Origin of the sequence: Streptomyces sp. M-16, assembly GCF_052114405.1 — a bacterium.
Lineage (GTDB): Bacteria > Actinomycetota > Actinomycetes > Streptomycetales > Streptomycetaceae > Streptomyces.
In genome coordinates this window covers 13,320-29,405 of sequence record NZ_JBFRER010000092.1, presented here as the reverse complement: position 1 = coordinate 29,405, position 16,086 = coordinate 13,320, and the positions used below count along the sequence as shown (strand labels likewise).

12 protein-coding genes, 2 tRNA genes and 1 pseudogene are annotated in these 16,086 nt (G+C 72.6%); 7 read left to right on the top strand and 8 right to left on the bottom strand.

The window, feature by feature from the left end; genetic code table 11:
- The 4 genes from AB4039_RS31110 to AB4039_RS31095 form a co-directional block, all read left to right on the top strand.
- The coding region (locus AB4039_RS31110) for an SPFH domain-containing protein (RefSeq protein ID WP_442272347.1) at nt 1–921 on the top strand (921 nt) is incomplete at its 5' end.
- Nucleotides 922–1,087: 166 nt separating this feature from the next.
- Nucleotides 1,088–1,705, top strand: a complete 618-nt coding sequence (locus AB4039_RS31105; protein WP_266839215.1) for a lytic polysaccharide monooxygenase auxiliary activity family 9 protein — start codon at nt 1,088–1,090, stop codon at nt 1,703–1,705.
- Between the two features lie 26 nt (nt 1,706–1,731).
- Nucleotides 1,732–3,462, top strand: coding sequence for an AMP-binding protein (locus AB4039_RS31100; protein ID WP_442272346.1), 1,731 nt, complete (start codon nt 1,732–1,734; stop codon nt 3,460–3,462).
- A gap of 48 nt (nt 3,463–3,510) precedes the next feature.
- A tRNA-Lys gene (locus AB4039_RS31095) sits at nt 3,511–3,584 on the top strand.
- Nucleotides 3,585–3,657: 73 nt separating this feature from the next.
- On the opposite strand, the gene AB4039_RS31090 is transcribed toward AB4039_RS31095, so the two are convergent.
- Complete coding sequence (locus AB4039_RS31090) at nt 3,658–4,416, bottom strand: IclR family transcriptional regulator domain-containing protein (protein WP_266839212.1); 759 nt, start codon at nt 4,414–4,416, stop codon at nt 3,658–3,660.
- A 230-nt stretch (nt 4,417–4,646) separates the two neighbouring features.
- Here AB4039_RS31090 and AB4039_RS31085 point away from each other — a divergent pair, with 230 nt between their 5' ends.
- Both AB4039_RS31085 and AB4039_RS31080 read left to right on the top strand, forming a co-directional pair.
- Complete coding sequence (locus AB4039_RS31085) at nt 4,647–5,789, top strand: LLM class flavin-dependent oxidoreductase (protein ID WP_442272345.1); 1,143 nt, start codon at nt 4,647–4,649, stop codon at nt 5,787–5,789.
- Between the two features lie 254 nt (nt 5,790–6,043).
- A complete protein-coding gene (locus tag AB4039_RS31080) occupies nt 6,044–7,741 on the top strand; it encodes a glycosyl hydrolase family 18 protein (protein WP_442272344.1) in 1,698 nt (565 codons plus the stop codon).
- 78 nt (nt 7,742–7,819) lie between these two features.
- Here AB4039_RS31080 and AB4039_RS31075 read toward each other — a convergent pair whose 3' ends face one another.
- The 3 genes from AB4039_RS31075 to AB4039_RS31065 all read right to left on the bottom strand — a co-directional run bounded on the left by AB4039_RS31075 (nt 7,820) and on the right by AB4039_RS31065 (nt 12,528).
- The gene (locus AB4039_RS31075; protein WP_442272343.1) at nt 7,820–10,204 is read right to left on the bottom strand and encodes a caspase family protein; all 2,385 of its coding nucleotides are present in this window, start codon (nt 10,202–10,204) and stop codon (nt 7,820–7,822) included.
- Complete coding sequence (locus AB4039_RS31070) at nt 10,201–10,629, bottom strand: effector-associated constant component EACC1 (protein WP_266839204.1); 429 nt, start codon at nt 10,627–10,629, stop codon at nt 10,201–10,203. The genes AB4039_RS31075 and AB4039_RS31070 overlap by 4 nt, the downstream gene beginning before the upstream one ends.
- 93 nt (nt 10,630–10,722) lie before the next feature.
- Nucleotides 10,723–12,528, bottom strand: a complete 1,806-nt coding sequence (locus AB4039_RS31065; RefSeq protein ID WP_442272342.1) for a putative bifunctional diguanylate cyclase/phosphodiesterase — start codon at nt 12,526–12,528, stop codon at nt 10,723–10,725.
- 410 nt (nt 12,529–12,938) lie between these two features.
- Here AB4039_RS31065 and AB4039_RS31060 point away from each other — a divergent pair, with 410 nt between their 5' ends.
- Nucleotides 12,939–14,135, top strand: coding sequence for a M6 family metalloprotease domain-containing protein (locus AB4039_RS31060; RefSeq protein ID WP_266839200.1), 1,197 nt, complete (start codon nt 12,939–12,941; stop codon nt 14,133–14,135).
- Between the two features lie 60 nt (nt 14,136–14,195).
- Here AB4039_RS31060 and AB4039_RS31055 read toward each other — a convergent pair.
- From AB4039_RS31055 to AB4039_RS31040, 4 genes and pseudogenes are all read right to left on the bottom strand, one after another.
- A tRNA-Lys gene (locus AB4039_RS31055) sits at nt 14,196–14,269 on the bottom strand.
- Nucleotides 14,260–14,863: pseudogene (locus tag AB4039_RS31050) on the bottom strand (bifunctional DNA primase/polymerase). Before AB4039_RS31050 ends, AB4039_RS31055 begins: the two are co-directional and overlap by 10 nt.
- A 215-nt stretch (nt 14,864–15,078) precedes the next feature.
- Complete coding sequence (locus AB4039_RS31045) at nt 15,079–15,426, bottom strand: hypothetical protein (RefSeq protein WP_266839198.1); 348 nt, start codon at nt 15,424–15,426, stop codon at nt 15,079–15,081.
- A 77-nt stretch (nt 15,427–15,503) separates the two neighbouring features.
- On the bottom strand, nt 15,504–16,061 hold the full coding sequence (locus AB4039_RS31040) for an NAD(P)H-dependent oxidoreductase (RefSeq protein ID WP_266839196.1): 558 nt from the start codon (nt 16,059–16,061) through the stop codon (nt 15,504–15,506).
- Between the last annotated feature and the right edge of the window lie 25 nt (nt 16,062–16,086).

Sequence of the window (16,086 nt, the reverse complement as noted above, 5' to 3'; positions counted from 1 at the left end):
CCCGCCGGGCGCCGCGTCCCCCGTGGCGACGACCGGCTCCGCGAGCACCGCGGCCCCGTGCTGCCCGGCTGGATCGCCGTGATCGTCGGCGGGCTCGCCCTCTTGGGCTGCGCGGCCGTGCTCTGGCGGGCCGGGGCCGTCCCCGCCCCCCTGGTGGCCGCGTTCGGCGCGGCCCCCCGCGCCTACCGCGGACTCCACGCCGCGCACTGGCCCCCGCTCGCCCTCCTCGGGATCGTCGCCCTCCTCGCACTCGGCGGCCTCGGCCGCGCCCGGGCCGGCCACGCCTGGGTGCTCACCCTCTTCGGGCGCTACCGCGGCACGGTCCGCCGTACCGGCCTGACCTGGATCAGTCCGCTCCTGCTGCGCCAGCGGGTCGACGTGCGCCTGCGGCACTGGCGCAGCGAGCCCATGCCGGCCGTCGACTCCGGCGGCCTCGCCCTCCAGGTCGTCGTCCAGGTCGTCTGGCAGGTCAAGGACACCGCCCGGGCGACCCTCGCCGTCGAGGACCACACCGACTACCTCGCCGAGCAGGTCGAGTCGGCCATGGCCCGGGTGCTGTCCCAGCTGCCCGCCGACGCCTTCCACGAGGACGCCCCGACCCTGCGCGACGCCGAGGCCGTCGGCGACGCGCTGACCCGGATGCTGGCGGCCGAGACCGAGGCCGTCGGGATCGAGGTGTTCTCGGCACAGCCCACCCGGATCGAGTACGCCCCGGAGGTCGCGGAGGCGATGCGGCGGCGCCGGGTCGCCGCGATCGACGCCAAGCACCGGGACACCGTCCTGACCGCGGTCGTCGACGCCGTGGACGACACCGTCCACCGCCTCACCTCGCGCGGGATCGTCGAGCTCGACGACTACGAGCGCAAGGCTCTGGTGAAGGACCTCACCGTCGCCTTCTACACCGGGCGTGGTGACCAGTAACACGCGTGACGGGGAAACGGGTGGCCGGTTGTGACCGGACCACCCGTTTTCTCATTGGTATAGACATGGCCAACTCCCCTCCATACTGTGGGACTTGGTCTAGACCTGGAGCCATCCCCACGCGCGCACGGCTCCCCTTCCCGTCCCCCCACGTCCAAGGAGCACCATGCGTTCCTTCCGCATGCCCGCCCGGCCCGGCCGGGCGGGCGCCGCCGCCCTCGGCGTCGGCCTGCTCGCCGCCGTCGCCCTGCTGAGCGCCCCCTCGGCGAGCGGCCACGGCTACACCGACACCCCCATCAGCCGCCAGAAGCTCTGTGCCAACAAGACCGTCGCGGACTGCGGCCCCATCCAGTGGGAGCCCCAGAGCGTCGAGGGCTACAAGGGCTTCCCGGCGGCCGGTCCGGCCGACGGCCAGATATGTTCCGGCGGCCACAGCGAGTTCGCGCAGCTCGACGACCCGCGCGGGGGCAAGTGGCCCGCCACCGGTGTCACCTCTGGCCAGAGCTTCGACTTCCGCTGGCAGTTCACCGCGAACCACTCCACGACCGACTTCAAGTACTACGTCACCAAGAACGGCTGGGACCCCACCAAGCCGCTGACCCGGGCCTCGCTCGACCCCCAGCCCTTCCTCGTCGTGCCCTACAACGGCGGCCGCCCGGACATGACGACCATCCACCGCGGCACCATGCCCGCCGGCAAGAGCGGACGGCACATGATCCTCGCCGTCTGGACCGTCAACGACACCCCGATGGCCTTCTACTCCTGCTCCGACGTTCAGTTCTGACGTAACGTCAGCTAACCTCCGGCGGCATGCGGACGACGACTGCTCCCGATGCCGAGGCGCCCGAGACCGTCGCGGAGCTCATCGCGCGCCACTGGGGCGACCCCCGGACCGGGCTGATGCACGGGGCCGACGCGGCCCGCGGCGTCCGGCCCGCCGTCCTCAGCCGCCACCGGACCGCCCGGGAGGCCGCCGCCCGCGCCGCGCTCCTCGTCGACCTGCTGCCGCCGGGGGCGGAGCCGCACGTGGGGGTGCTGCTCGACAACACCCCCGAGTTCCCCTTCTGGCTCGGTGCGGCGGCCCTCGCCGGGGCCGCCGTCGCCGGGATCAACCCCACCCGGCGCGGCCCGGAGCTGGCCCGCGACATCCTGCACACCGACTGCCGGATCCTGGTCACCGAGCCCGCCCACCTGCCACTGCTGCGCGGCCTCGACCTGCCCGGCGTACGGATCCTGGTCACCGGCACCGAGTCCTACGCGGCCCTGCTGGCCCCGTACGCGGACGCCAGGCCCGGCGAGGCGACCGTCCGCCCGCCCGGTCCCGGCAGCCGGCTGCTCCTCTACTTCACCTCCGGATCCACCGGCGCCCCCAAGGCCGCGATATGCAGCCAGGGCCGGCTCGCCGCCGCCGGCCACTCCCTGGCCCGCTCCTTCCGGGTGGGCCCGGACGACGTCCACTACATCTGCATGCCGCTCTTCCACGGCAACGCCGTCATCGCCGACTGGCTCCCCGCCCTCTGCGGCGGGGCCGCCGTCGCCCTGCGCCCCCGCTTCTCGGCCTCCGCCTTCCTGGACGACGTCCGCGCCTACGGGGCCACCTACTTCACCTACGTCGGCCGGGCCGTCCAGTACCTCCTGGCCACCGCCCCCCGCCCCGACGACCGCACGCACCCCCTGCGCCTCGGCTTCGGCACCGAGGCCGGAGCGGTGGACGCGGCGCGCTTCGCCGAACGCTTCGGGATCCGCCTGGTGGAGGGCTACGGGGCCACCGAGGGTGGCGCCTCCGTCCAGCGGACCGCCGACACCCCGCAGGGCGCGCTCGGCCGGGCCGGCGCCGGGGACGACCTCGCCGTGATCGACCCGGAGACCGGCCTCGAATGCCCCGCGGCCGTCCTCGACGCCGACGGCCGTCTGACCAACGGCGCCGAGGCCATCGGCGAACTGGTCAACCGCGGTCGCAGCCTCTTCGAGGGCTACTGGCGCAATCCGGCCGCCGAGGCCGCCCGCACCCGCGACGGCTGGTACTGGACCGGCGACCTCTTCTTCCGGGACCCCGACGGCTTCCTCTACTTCGCGGGCCGCACCGACGACCGGCTGCGGGTCGACAGCGAGAACCTGGCCGCCGCGGTGATCGAGAACATCCTGGCCCGCTGGGACGCGGCGGCGGCCGTCGCCGTGTACGCCGTCCCGGACGAGGTCGCCGGGGACCAGGTCATGGCCGCCCTGGCGCTCCGCGAGGGGACCTCCTTCGACCCGGACGCCTTCGCGGCCTTCCTCGCCGCCCAGCCGGACCTCGGCACGAAGATGGCCCCGCGCTACCTGCGGGTCCTCGACGCCCTGCCCGTCACCGCCACGAACAAGATCCACCGGGTCGCCCTGCGCCGGGCCGGCTTCCTGCCCCCGCCCGTGGACGCCTCCCGTCCCGCCCCCGTCTGGCACCGCACCGGCGCCGGCTACCGCCCGCTCGACGCGGAGTCCCTGGCCACGCTGCTGGCGGCGTACGAGGACCGGGGGCGCCGGGAGCTCCTGGACCGGGGGTGATGGTTTGGAGCACCCTCCGGGAGCAGGTAGTATTTTCTCTGTCAGCAGGCGCCGCTAGCTCAGTTGGTTAGAGCAGCTGACTCTTAATCAGCGGGTCCGGGGTTCGAGTCCCTGGCGGCGCACCTGAACTTCGGGCGGTTTCCGGTCTCACCGGGAACCGCCCGAAGTGCTTTCCCGGGCTTCTCCGCCCATTCCTCACAGTGCGAGCGACAGCAGCAGCGGCGCGGCCTTCCGGTTCAGGGCGTCGGCGGCGGCCCGCAGCCGGTGGGCGTGCTCGACCGGCATCGACAGGGCCAGGCAGCCCACGGCGGCCCCGGCCGTGATCGGAACCGCCGCGCAGACCGTCCCCACCGCGTACTCCTGCAGGTCCAGGACGGGCACGGTGGCCGGGTGGCTGTCCAGCCTGGAGAAGAGGATCCGCTCGTTCACGATCGTCTTCGAGGTGAGCCGGGCGATCTTGTGACGGGAGAGGTGGTCGCGCCGCCCGTCCTGGTCGAGCTGGGTGAGCAGGCACTTGCCGACCGCGCTGGCGTGCGCCGCCGAGCGGAAGTCGACCCACTCGTGCACCTTCGGGGTGCGGGGGCTGTCCGCGAACTGGGTGATGCGGACCTCCCCGTCGACGTAACGGCTGATGTAGACGGCCGCGCCGACCGAATCGCGCAGCCGGTCCAGGGTGTCCTGGAGCTTCTCCTGGAGCGCCCGCTGCCGGTCGACGCCGGAGCCGAGCAGCACCAGGGAGTCGCCTATGGTGTAGGCGCCGTCGGAGACCTGGAGGACGTACCCCTCGCGCCGCAGCATCAGCAGCATCGGGGCGAGATGGGCCGCGGGCAGGCCGGTCTCGCGCGCGAGCTGCGTGTCGGTCACACCGCCGGTGTGCCGCGAGATCGTTTCGAGCACGCGCAGGGCGTACTGCACCGAATGGAACGGCGCGGTCGGCTCGGGCTTCAGAGCCACGGTCTCCCCCTACCAGGTCGTTACCACTTGCCTCTTCACGATAGCCACCAAGAGACCCTTCCGGAGCGCCTGTTGGGCAGATTGATGGCTCGATCGGGTCCCTCTGCCTGGCCCTACCCTTCTGGCATATGCCAGCGGCATGCCACGGGTCCACCGCGACGGGGAATGCCGGGGGAGCGCCGACGGTTCGAGTTCTTCGTACGGACGAATCGAACGGGACGGGAGCGACGATGAGCGACACCGGGGATGCGGACCGCGGGGCGGGCGGCGGGGCGGGCGGCGGGGCCGCAGGCGGCACGGATCCGGTCCGCGGGACCGTCCGCGGCGAGGCGCCGGTGCCGCTGTCGGTACTCGACCTGGTCACCGTCGGCAGCGGCAGCACCGCCGCCGCGTCCCTGCGCACCAGCGTGGAGATCTCCCGGCTCGCGGAATCCCGCGGCTACCACCGCCACTGGGTCGCCGAGCACCACTCCATGCCCGGGGTGGCCAGTTCCTCCCCGGCCGTGATCCTGGCCCACCTCGCCGCCCACACCTCCCGGATCCGGCTCGGCTCCGGCGGGGTCATGCTGCCCAACCACGCCCCGCTCGCGGTGGCCGAGCAGTTCGGCACCCTGGAGGCCCTCGCCCCGGGCCGGGTCGACCTCGGGCTCGGCCGGGCGCCCGGCACCGACCCCCGCACGGCGGCGGCGCTGCGCGGGCCCGGACGGCCGGACGAGGCCGCGGACGACTTCCCCCGCCGGCTCGCGGAGCTGACCCGCTTCCTCGACGACGACTTCCCCGACGGCCACCCGTACGCCCGGGTGCACGCCGTGCCCGGCCCGGTGCAGGGCCCCGCCGGCCGGCCGCCGATCTGGCTGCTCGGCTCCTCCGGCTTCAGCGCCCGCCTCGCGGGTGAGCTGGGCCTGCCCTTCGCGTACGCCCACCACTTCTCGGCCGCCGGGACGCTGCCCGCCCTCGACCTCTACCGCCAGAGCTTCCGGCCCTCCGAGGTGCTGGACGCCCCGTACGCCCTCATCGGGGTCTCGGCGCTCGCCGCCGACACCGCGCAGGAGGCCCGCGCCCAGGTGCTCACCGGCGCACTGTCGATGCTGCGGCTGCGCAGCGGCCGCCCCGGGCTCGTGCCGACGCCGCGGGAGGCGGCCGCGTACCCCTTCACCCCCCTGGAGCGGGAGTTCGTGGACGGCTGGGTGTCCAACATCGTGCACGGCACCCCCGACGAGGTCCGCTCGGGGCTCGACGCCCTGGTGGAGCGGACGGGCGCGGACGAGCTGATGCTGACCGCCAACGCCCACGGCGGGGACGCCCGGCTGCGCTCGTACGGGCTCGTCGCAGATGCGTACGGGATGCCGACGCAGGGGTCGACTCCGGCTTGAGCGCGGGAGAACGGGGTTTGGCTGGTTTGTTGCCGATACCTTGCCGGAGCATGACCTAAGGCAGCCTTAAACCGCTCGTCACCCGGGGTGGCGGGCGGTTTTTGATGTGCCCTCACCTCTCTGACGAGCGGATTTGTCCGCGCAGTGGTCTAGTCCTTCTTTGGTCCAAACCATTGACTGGGGCGCGGGGTGATCGCTATCACTTCTCTCACCTGAAGCTGATGCTCCCCCCTCCCACCCCCCGGAGGCAGTTCATGCACATTCGTAAACCCCTCATCGCGGCCGCCGCCACGGCCGCGCTGGCAGCCGGAGCGCTGGCCACCTTCGCGGGACTCGGCACCGCCCAGGCGGCCGACACCTCCACCACCGTGAGCAGCGGTGGCGTGAAGATCGCCTACTACGACCAGTGGAGCGTGTACGGCAACGCCTTCTACCCCAAGCACCTCGACACCCGGGGCATAGCGGGCAAGCTGGACTTGATCAACTACTCGTTCGGCAATATCCACCCCACCAACCTCACCTGTTTCGAGGCGAACAAGGCGGCGGGCGACGACAACAACCCCAACGCCGGTGACGGCGCGGGCGACTCGTACGCCGATTACCAGAAGTCCTTCAGCGCGGCCGACAGCGTCAGCGGCGTCGCCGACAAGTGGGACCAGCCGATCGTGGGCGTCTTCAACCAGTTCAAGCAGCTGAAGGCGAAGTACCCCCACCTGAAGATCAACATCTCGATCGGCGGCTGGACGTACTCCAAGTACTTCAGCGACGCGGCCAAGACCGACGCCTCCCGCAAGAAGCTGGTCTCCTCCTGCATCGACCAGTACATCAAGGGCAACCTGCCGGTCGACGGCGGCTTCGGCGGCGCCGGCGCGGCGGCCGGGATCTTCGATGGCATCGACATCGACTGGGAGTACCCCGGCTCTTCCGGCGGCCACCTCGGCAACCACTACGCCCCCGAGGACAAGCAGAACTTCACGCTGCTGCTCAAGGAGTTCCGCGACCAGCTCGACGCCTACGGGCAGGCCAACGGCGGCAAGAAGTACCTGCTGACGGCGGCGCTCCCGGCCGGCCAGGACAAGATCAAGTACATCGAGACGGACAAGATCGGCGCGTACCTCGACTACGCGAACATCATGACGTACGACATGCACGGCGCCTGGGACGCCGACGGGCCGACGTACCACCAGTCCCCGCTGTACTCCCCGGCGGGCGACCCGACCGACCCGATCGCGCCGGGCACCCAGAAGTACAGCATCGACAACGCCATCGACTCCTGGATCGACGGCAACCCGGCCTACGGCATCACCGGCGGCTTCCCCGCGAACAAGCTGACCCTGGGCTACGAGTTCTACTACCGGGGCTGGAAGGGCGTCCCCGCCGGGGCGGCCAACGGCCTCGCGCAGACCGCCACCGGTCCCTCCGGCGCCCGGCCCACCAGCCAGCAGGCCGGCATCGCCAACTACAAGGAGCTCGGCGGGATCGTCGACAACCCGGCGACCACGTTCTGGGACGACCAGGCCAAGGCCGCGTACTTCTACAAGGACGGCGAGTTCTTCACCGGCCTGAACCAGAAGGCCGTCCAGGCCCGGGTGGACTACGGCAAGCAGCGCGGCCTGGCCGGCGCGATGATGTACTCCCTGCTCGGCCTGGACGACAAGACCACCCTGCTCAACCAGATCTCGGACGCCCTCGGCGGCACCACGCAGCCGCCGACCACCCCGCCGACGACGCCTCCCACCACGCCTCCGACCACTCCGCCCACGACGCCTCCGACGACCCCGCCGACCACCGGATGCGGCTCGGTCCCGGCGTACGTCGCCGGCACCGTCTACACCGGCGGCAGCCAGGTCTCGTACAACGGGCACAAGTGGCAGGCCCAGTGGTGGACGCAGAACGAGACGCCGGGCACCACGGGTGAATGGGGCGTCTGGAAGGACCTCGGCGCCTGCTGATCTCCCCCCACCCCGCGCCGAGCGACGCCCCGCCCCCCTGCCCGACCAGGCAGGGGGGCGGTGGTGGGTCGGGCCCGGTCAGTGCGCGCCGAGGGGGCCGTGCGCGTGCGAACGGCGTCGGACGGCGGAAGGTCTGTCGAGCCAGAGGGCGGCCGCGGCCCAGAGCTGCACGGCGCAGCCGAGGGTGAGGAGGTACTGGCCGAAGCCGGCCTCGCCCTTGAGCACCGTCCAGAAGTAGATCGTCGCCCCCAGGGTCAGCAGGGCCAGGGCGCTGTAGCTCCAGAGCACTCCGGGCATCCGGGCGACCGGGTGGCCGCTCCAGGCGTAAGCGGCGACCGCCACACTGGCGACCGCGCTCACCAGGATGACGGCGCTCGCCGCCTGGCGGGCGCCCCTCCATTCCAGCAGTGTGATGAGCTGCCAGGCCGGGCCGCCCGAGCCCAGGGGAATCGGCAGTACCAGGGTCATGATGACGGCCGCGAGCGTGCACGGCCGCAGCGAGCGGGCATCGGGGTGGGCCGTCCCGCCCGTGGCGGCAGCGCGCCGGTCCGGCCCGAGCTGCGCAGCGCCCCACGCCTGGAGCAGGCTGCCCGCGGCGAAGGCCGGGAAGCCCAGGCCGGCGTCGAAGTCGGCCCGGACGACGGAGGCGACGACCCACAGCGTCACCATCGCGAAGACGCACACCGCCGCCAGCGTGCGGCACCACCGGATCAGTGCAGGCCGCCGCAGGGCAGGGGAGCGGCGCAGGAGGAGGATGCCGGCCGTGGCGCACGTGACGGCGCTCAGGAGCGTCAGCACGAGCATGATCGCGCCCACCCCTCCCAGCGGCCAGTACCAGTCCGCCGGAGACACGAGCCACATGGCGAACTCGTGCTTGTCGATCTTCTCGTAGAAGGGCAGGGCCAGCGCCAGCACCATCGCGACGGCCGCGAGCGGGAAGGGCCAGGGGTTGAGGGAGGCAGCCGCGGCCGTTCGAGTCCCGGCCGTCTTCCGCGCCGCCGCGGCTGTACGCGGCTCCGCCGTCGCCGTCGCCGTCGCCGCCGCCGCCGTATCCGCCGTCGCCGCCGTATCCGCCGTCGCCACCGTCTCCGGCGGCGACGTCTCGTCCGGCTTCTGTGGCTTCTCCGGCTTCCTCGGCGTCTTCGGCACGGCGCTCCCGGCCTCTGCGGTGGTCCCCGTCCCGGCCTCCGTCGTGGCCTCCGTCCCGGCCTCCGTCTCCGTTCCCGTCGCCACCGCGATCGCCAGTTCGCCCGTCACGGTCCGAAGCTGGACCGTCCCCTCGTGCCGCCCCCGTTCCTCCGGTTCCGGCACCAGCTCGATGCCGGTGTCGAGGTACCGGACCTTCAGCCACGGGTCCGTCCTGGCCTCCAGCGTGGCGAGGACGATCGGGGGGCCCGTCACCTTGACGACGGCCGTCTCGGCCGGCCCCACCTCCACCGCCGGGACGTCGACCCCGGGGGCGGCCAGGGCCAGGGCGCGGGCGGCACGCTCGGCCACCCGGCGGCTGTCATCGGCGGCGAGCTCGGACAGTGCCGCGTGGGCGGCGAGCGCCACGCCCACGTCCGCGCCGCACAACAGCGTGCCCAGGTCCTCCACCGACCACAGTTTCCGCTCCCGGCTGTCGGAGCGGACGGCGTCGGCGAGCGGGATCGGGAGGTCCGTGGCGACGGCCCGCCGCCGGCCGGTGTGCGCGATGGGCAGGTCGCCCTGGCTGCCGAACAGCCACAGCTGCGGGGTCTGGTGCGGGGTCCGTTCCCGGATCTGCTCGTTGACATAGTCCGCCAGCTCGGACATGCCGACCTCTCCGTCGTGGTCGAGGTCGGCCTCACCGGTGCGCAGGCCCTTGACCAGGGCACCCGTGAACAGTGACGGCCCGTCCCCGGCCCCCGGCCGGCCGCCGGACACCGGTTGGTCGCCCTCGAAGGCGTACTCCAGGGCGCTTGAAGCGGTGAAGACCGCGCGTCCGCGCTTTCCGCCGGTCCGTTCCAGGTCGTGGAAGCTCTCCTGGACCTGGACCTGGGAGCCCGCCCGGGTGAGCATCCCCCTCTCGAACGCTCCGGCGTAGCAGCAGTCCAGGAAGAGGACGGCACGCTGGGCGCGGCTCTCCAGCATCAGACTGCTCACGTACTCGGCCGGCACCGCGGTCGCGGCCAGACGGGCGCGGTAGGTGTCGGACGCGGCGAGGAAGAGTTTGCCCGCGGCGTTCTTCACCCCGTGGCACGAGAAGTGCAACAGCAGGGTGTCCTTGGTCGACCTGTCCGCGAAGAAGTCCTCCACCGCGAGGCGCAGCCGCTGAACGGTGGGGTCGGTCAGCACCTCCACGTCGAAATCGCCTACGGAGGCGTCACCGAGCACCTCGGCGAGTCCGGCCGCGTCCTTCGCCGGTGCCCGCAGCGCACCCAGTCCCGCGTCCTCGTACCTGCTGGTCACCACGACCAGCGCGTGCCTGTCCGGCCTGGTCATGAGTCCTGCTCCTGCTCCTGCCCCGGCCCGTCGGTGTCCGGCTGGGAGATGCGTGCGATCCACAGGTCGGTCAGGCGTCGCTGCTCCTCGCTGCGGACACCGGTCAGCTCCAGACGGTTTCCGTCGATCTCCAGGACGACGTGGCGTGAGGTGCCGGTGCGTCCGAGCCACTCCTTGACGACACCGACGAGGTTCGACAGCAGCGGCAGCGCGGGCGGCAGGCTCACCAAGAGGACGTTGATCAGATCCGTTGCCGCGCCGCGCGTACCGGCCGGAGCCGGACCGCCGTCCGGATGCGTCACCTGCTCCACGTCCAGCAGGAGCAGGTCCTCGCGCAGGACGTCCACCTCGCGCTGCAGCGACTCCGTCTCGTCGTCCGCGCGGCCGTCCGCATGCCCGACAGTGATCCGTACTTGTCTGGTCACGACTGATCGCCCCGGATGGCTCCCGTTTCCGCCCGTCAGTGGCGCGGTACCCCGGTCTCCAGTCTGGCACCACCCGGTCCGGGGCGCATTGGCTCAGCCGTCGGCCACGGGGCGGCCGCCGATCATCGCGGCGATACGGTCGGGCGGGACCGCACGGGAGTAGAGCCAGCCCTGGCCCGTGTCGCAGCCGACGCGGCGCAGCCGGGCGGCCTGGCCGGCGGTCTCCACGCACTCGGCGGTGACCGTCAGGCCCAGCCGGTGCGCGAGTTGGACCAGGGCCTCCACGATGGTCTCGTCGGCCGGGTTGGGGTGGGAGCCCTCCTCGTAGCGGAAGCCCCGTACGAAGGAGCCGTCCAGCTTCAGCACCGACACCGGGAGCCGGCTCAGATAGGCCAGGTTCGAGTACCCGGTGCCGAAGTCGTCGATGGCGATCCGCACGCCCATGTCGCTCAGCGCCTGGAGGGCCTGGAGCGGCCGTCCCGCGGAGCCCATCACGGCCGACTCGGTCAGCTCCAGCTGGAGCAGTTGCGGGGCCAGGCCGGTCTCGGCGAGGATCTCCGCCACGTCGCCGACCAGGTCGGAGTCCCACACCTGGCGCACGGCCACGTTCACCGAGACGAACACCGGCGCGTCGCTGGGCTGTTCGATCTGCCAGCGCCGGGCCTGGCGGCAGGCCGTGCCCAGCACCCACCGGCCCAACTGGACGATGGAGCCGTCCTCTTCGGCGATCCCGATGAACCGATTCGGCGTGAGCGTGCCGAACTGCGGGTGGTTCCAGCGGACCAGGGCCTCCACCCCGCGCACGGCTCCGCTCTCCAGATCCACCAGGGGCTGGTACTCCAGCTCGAACTCGCCCCGCTCCACGGCCGGCCGCAGCGTCGAGGACAGCGCCTGGCGCGTCATGCGGTGCGCGTTGCGCTCCGGGTCGAAGAGGGTCCAGCGGGCCTTGCCGTCGGCCTTCGCCCAGTACAGGGTGGTGTCCGCCGCCTGCATCAGCCCCGTCGCCGAGGTGCCGGCCGTGTCCCGTTCGACCACCCCGATCGACGCGGACACCGACAACCGCTGCCCGGCCAGGTCGAAGGGCTCCTGTACGGCGGCCAGTACGCTCCGCGCCAGGTCCGCGAGCTGTTCGGTGCCGGTGGAGTCCTCGACCAGCAGCGCGAACTCGTCGCCGCCGAGCCGGGCCACGAGGTGCCCGCCCGTGCGCCCGTACCCGGACTGGTCGGCGCACTGCGTCAGCCGGGCCGCGACGGCGGTCAGCAGCCGGTCGCCGACCCGGTGGCCCAGGGTGTCGTTGACGGCCTTGAACCCGTCGAGATCGAGGTAGCACAGTCCGATCCGACCGGTCCCGCCCTGCTCGTACGAGGAGGACTCCAGGGCGGCGGAGAGCCGTTCGAAGAACAGGGCCCGGTTGGGCAGCCGGGTCACCGGGTCGTGCATCTGGAGGTGGCGCAGGCGGGCCTGGAGGTCGCGCCGGTCGCTGATGTCGGCGACGGACAGCAGGACGTCCGGGGTGCCGGCCACCGGCCCCAGCGTGACCTCGGTCCACAGCGAGTGCCCGTCGGGGTGCTTGAGGCGGCGCGTGCAGCGCAGCCGGGCCTGACGCCCGCGCAGCACCTCCTGGTAGGCCTGCCAGGTCCGGGCCTCGGCCGCCAGGTCCACCAGGTCGGCGGCGCGCTGCCCGGCGAGCGCGTCCGGCTCGCCGCCCAGCAGCCCGGCGAGGGCGCGGTTGGCGGCGATGACCTCGCCGTCGCGGCCGACGAGGGYCATGGCGAGGTGCGCCGCGTCGAAGGCCGCCCGGTAGTCGCGCGGCGAGGCAGGCACCGCGGGGTGACGCTCCGTAAGGGCCGATCGGGTGCTGTCGGCCGCCGAACCGGTTCCTTCTGAGGTTGCGCTCACCCTTGGCTCCCGCAGTGTTCGTGAGTGTCCGTGCAGGAAAGTGTGCCGATCATAGAGGCTGCCGGGAGGCCCTATCCAGCGGCGTCGCCGTGCGGGGCGCGGCCCGTCGGCATGATGACGCCCCGCAGACGGTGTGCTGACGGAGCGTCGAGGGCGACCCGGGTGATCGTTTCTGCGCGCCTGTGAGCGCGGGAGTGCCGTCATTGATCTCGCGTGATCGGACGTGACGTTCCGTAGGCGGGTGCGTCAAGCCGGTGGGTCACCGACTTGCCGTACCGCTCACTCATGTGGGGCACCGGAACAGGGCATTAGTAAGACAATCGCCTCAAGGTGGATGAGAGGGTACGAATCCACCACCGGAGGTCGATGTGCCGCCACAGCAGACACCCGGGGGAGTGGACCGCTCCCGCATGCGCAGTACGGCCGCCGCCCTCACCTCCCTGACGGCACTCGCCGCGATGTCGCTCGTGGCGGGTCCCGCGGTGGCCGATTCCCGGACCGGCGGACCCTGTGCGCTGACGCGCACGGCCGCGCATCACTCCCTCGGTCTGGACAGCTGGAACCGGGCCTACCCCAAGCCCGAGCGCGAGCTCAACGCGGTGCTGGTCTTCCTCTCCTTCCCCGACCACCGGCCCGCCGTCTCCCCGGCGGACCTGACCTCCGACTACTTCCCGGCGACGAACGACTTCTTCCAGCGGGCCTCCTACGGCCGGTTCCGCCTGGTCCCGCACCCGCAGGAGCGGTGGGTCCAGATGCCCCGGACGTCGGCCGCCTACGGGATACGGCGCGACTGGGCCCCCGAGGACCGGGCGGCCTACCTGCGGGACGCGGTCGCCGCCGCCGACCCGCAGGTCGACTTCTCCCGGTACGACGTCGTGTACTTCGTCGCCGACCCGAACGCCCCCGGCGTGGACGCCGACGCCACCAAGGTCGTGAACTTCGACCGCCCGATCACCGCGGACGGCGTGGAGCTGCGGCGGATCGTCACCGTCTTCGAGCACCACCCGCCCGACCGCAACGTGCTGGCCCACGAGACCGGGCACGTCTTCGACCTGCCCGACCTCTACCACCGGCCCACGGACGGCAAGGGCGACTGGGACACCTACGTCGGCGACTGGGACGTCATGGGGAGCCAGTTCGGCATGGCCCCGGACCTGTTCGGCTGGCACAAGTGGAAGCTGGGCTGGCTGGACCCCTCCCAGGTCGACTGCGTGCGCTCCGGCACCTCGTTGCACACCCTCCAGCCCCTCTCGGAGGCCCCGCCGCTCGGTGGCACGGGCGGGACCAGGCTCGCGGTGATCCGTACGGGTCCGGGCAGCGCGATCGCCGTCGAGGCCCGGGGCTCCTCCGGCAACGACAGGGACACCTGCACGGAGGGCGTCCTGGTCTACCGGGTCCGCAACGAGGCGGCCTCCGGCGGCGGCCCGATCGAGGTGCTGGACGGGCATCCGCGCACGGAGGCCTGCTGGGACCGCTCGGTGTACCCGCCGCTCGCGGACGCGCCGCTGGAGGTCGGGGAGACGTTCACGGTGCCGGGCGAGCGGATCACGATCGAGGTCGCGGACCGCACGCAGTCCGGCGCGTACACGGTGAAGATCACGACCTGACGGCGGCGGACACGACGAAGAAGACCCCCGCTCTGTTGAGCGGGGGTCTTCCTCCGTCTGTGCGCCGCCAGGGACTCGAACCCCGGACCCGCTGATTAAGAGTCAGCTGCTCTAACCAACTGAGCTAGCGGCGCTTGCTGACGAGGTAGACATTAGCATCAGGCCCGGCCGAAGGAAAAATCGATACCGGGCCGGGCGGCGTGCAGGAACGCCCAGAGCAGGGAGTCCGGCCCGGGGAGCCAGGGCCGCCGGGCGGCGGGGGCCACCAGCCAGCGCGACGGCCCGGACGCGGAGCCGGGGCCGGTGGACAGCGGGGGCACGGTGACGGCGTCCCCGTGGCCGTGGCAGAGCGGGGCCGCCGCGGCCGGGCTCCATTCCTCCCAAGCGAGCAGGGCCGGCAGCCGCTGCGCGGTCCCGGGGGTGGCGAAGAGCAGCATCCGGCCGCGGTGCACGGCGGCGGGCCCGGAGCCGGGTCCCCGCTCCCAGAGCAGGTCGAGCATCCGGCGCCCCACCACGAGCGGAACGTTGACGACGTCGAACGCGGTCCCGCAGGGCAGGACCGCGGGCGCTGCGGGCCGGGCCTGCCAGGCGGCGAGGGTGTTCTCCGGGTGGGCGGAGGCGGAGGCCAGCCAGGCGGCGCCCTGCGGGGTGACCTGGGTGGCGGGCGCGGTCTGCGCGTCGAGGCCTTCGAGTACGGGGCAGCCGGCGGCCGTCGTCAGGGTGGTCATATGCCAAGGTCTACCGGGCGTAGTCTTCCCGTTCCCCGGAGTTACCGAAAACCGGGACAGGGCGGGCGCGGGTGGAGTATGTTGCGCCGCGCATATGCCAGGGGGCGCGCGGCGAAGCCGCCCGGAACGCCGCGCGCCCGGCGCCCGCCGGGAAGCGGGGCGCCGGGCACGGTGCCGGGTGGTGCAAAGGCGGTGCAGGGTGGTGCCGGGAGGGCTCAGGCGGTGTCGGGGCCCGCACCGCGCTGGAGGTCCTCGCCGAACTCGATCATCTTGCGCGCGTAGTCCTCGGTCCACTCCGCCGCCTCGGCGATGGCCTGCGGCGAGAGCCGGTCGAAGCGGCGCGGGTCCGCCAGCTGGGCCGCCGCCAGGGCCTGGAACTCCACCGCTCTGTCCTGCGCGGCCCGGAAGGCCAGGGTCAGCTCGGTGGCGCGGGCCAGCAGCTCACGCGGGTCCTCGATCGATTCCAGGTCGAAGAAGTGCTCCGGGTCCGTGGCGGCCTCCGAGGGCTCGAAGAGCAGCGGCGCCGGCCGCAGCCTCCGCTCGGTCCGCTCGGGCTCTGACATGCGTGTCCTCCTGCTGGGCGTACGAAATCCTCCGGGCCACCCTCCATTGTCCAGCGTCGCGCAAGGGTGCCGCCGGTTCAGGCGGTGGCGGGCTCCTTGGCGAGGGCCGCGATGTCCTCGAAGACGCCCGCCAGCTCGCCCGCCAGCCCCTCCGTGGGCTCGAAGCCCTCGGCGCCGAGCAGCGCGTTGATGCCCGCGATCGCGACCGAGCGCTCGGCGGGCAGCATGCCGAGCCGGGTCAGGACCGGCAGCAGCATCTCGGCGGCCGGGGCGCCGCCCGTGGGGCCCGCGCTGTAGCTGACCAGGCCGACCGGCTTGCCCTGCCACTCGCGGTAGAGGAAGTCGATGGCGTTCTTGAAGGGGGCGGTGAAGGAGCCGTTGTACATCGGCAGCACGAACACGAACGCGTCCGCGGAGTCGACGAGCGCGCTCCACTCCTGGGTGTGCGCGTGGGCGTATATCCCGGTCGAGGCGTATTCCGGCTCGTCCAGGAAGGGCAGTGCGATCTCCGCCAGATCCACCGGGGTGACCTCGAAGCCGCCGTGCGCGCGGGCCTCGTCGGCGATCCAGCGCGCGAGGGGGCGGCCGCTGGAGGTGGGGCGGGTGGCGGCGGAGACGACGTGCAGGCGGGTCATGGTGTGAACTCCCGTTGGGTGGAGG

Bases quoted from the DNA above. Each gene is read 5' to 3' on its own strand.
- AB4039_RS31085 (WP_442272345.1), top strand. From the start codon at position 4,647: ATGAGCGACACCGGGGATGCGGACCGCGGGGCGGGCGGCGGGGCGGGC.
- AB4039_RS31045 (WP_266839198.1), bottom strand. From the start codon at position 15,426: ATGTCAGAGCCCGAGCGGACCGAGCGGAGGCTGCGGCCGGCGCCGCTG.
- AB4039_RS31040 (WP_266839196.1), bottom strand. From the start codon at position 16,061: ATGACCCGCCTGCACGTCGTCTCCGCCGCCACCCGCCCCACCTCCAGC.
- AB4039_RS31080 (WP_442272344.1), top strand. From the start codon at position 6,044: ATGCACATTCGTAAACCCCTCATCGCGGCCGCCGCCACGGCCGCGCTG.
- AB4039_RS31060 (WP_266839200.1), top strand. From the start codon at position 12,939: ATGCGCAGTACGGCCGCCGCCCTCACCTCCCTGACGGCACTCGCCGCG.
- AB4039_RS31100 (WP_442272346.1), top strand. From the start codon at position 1,732: ATGCGGACGACGACTGCTCCCGATGCCGAGGCGCCCGAGACCGTCGCG.
- AB4039_RS31075 (WP_442272343.1), bottom strand. From the start codon at position 10,204: ATGACCAGGCCGGACAGGCACGCGCTGGTCGTGGTGACCAGCAGGTAC.
- AB4039_RS31105 (WP_266839215.1), top strand. From the start codon at position 1,088: ATGCGTTCCTTCCGCATGCCCGCCCGGCCCGGCCGGGCGGGCGCCGCC.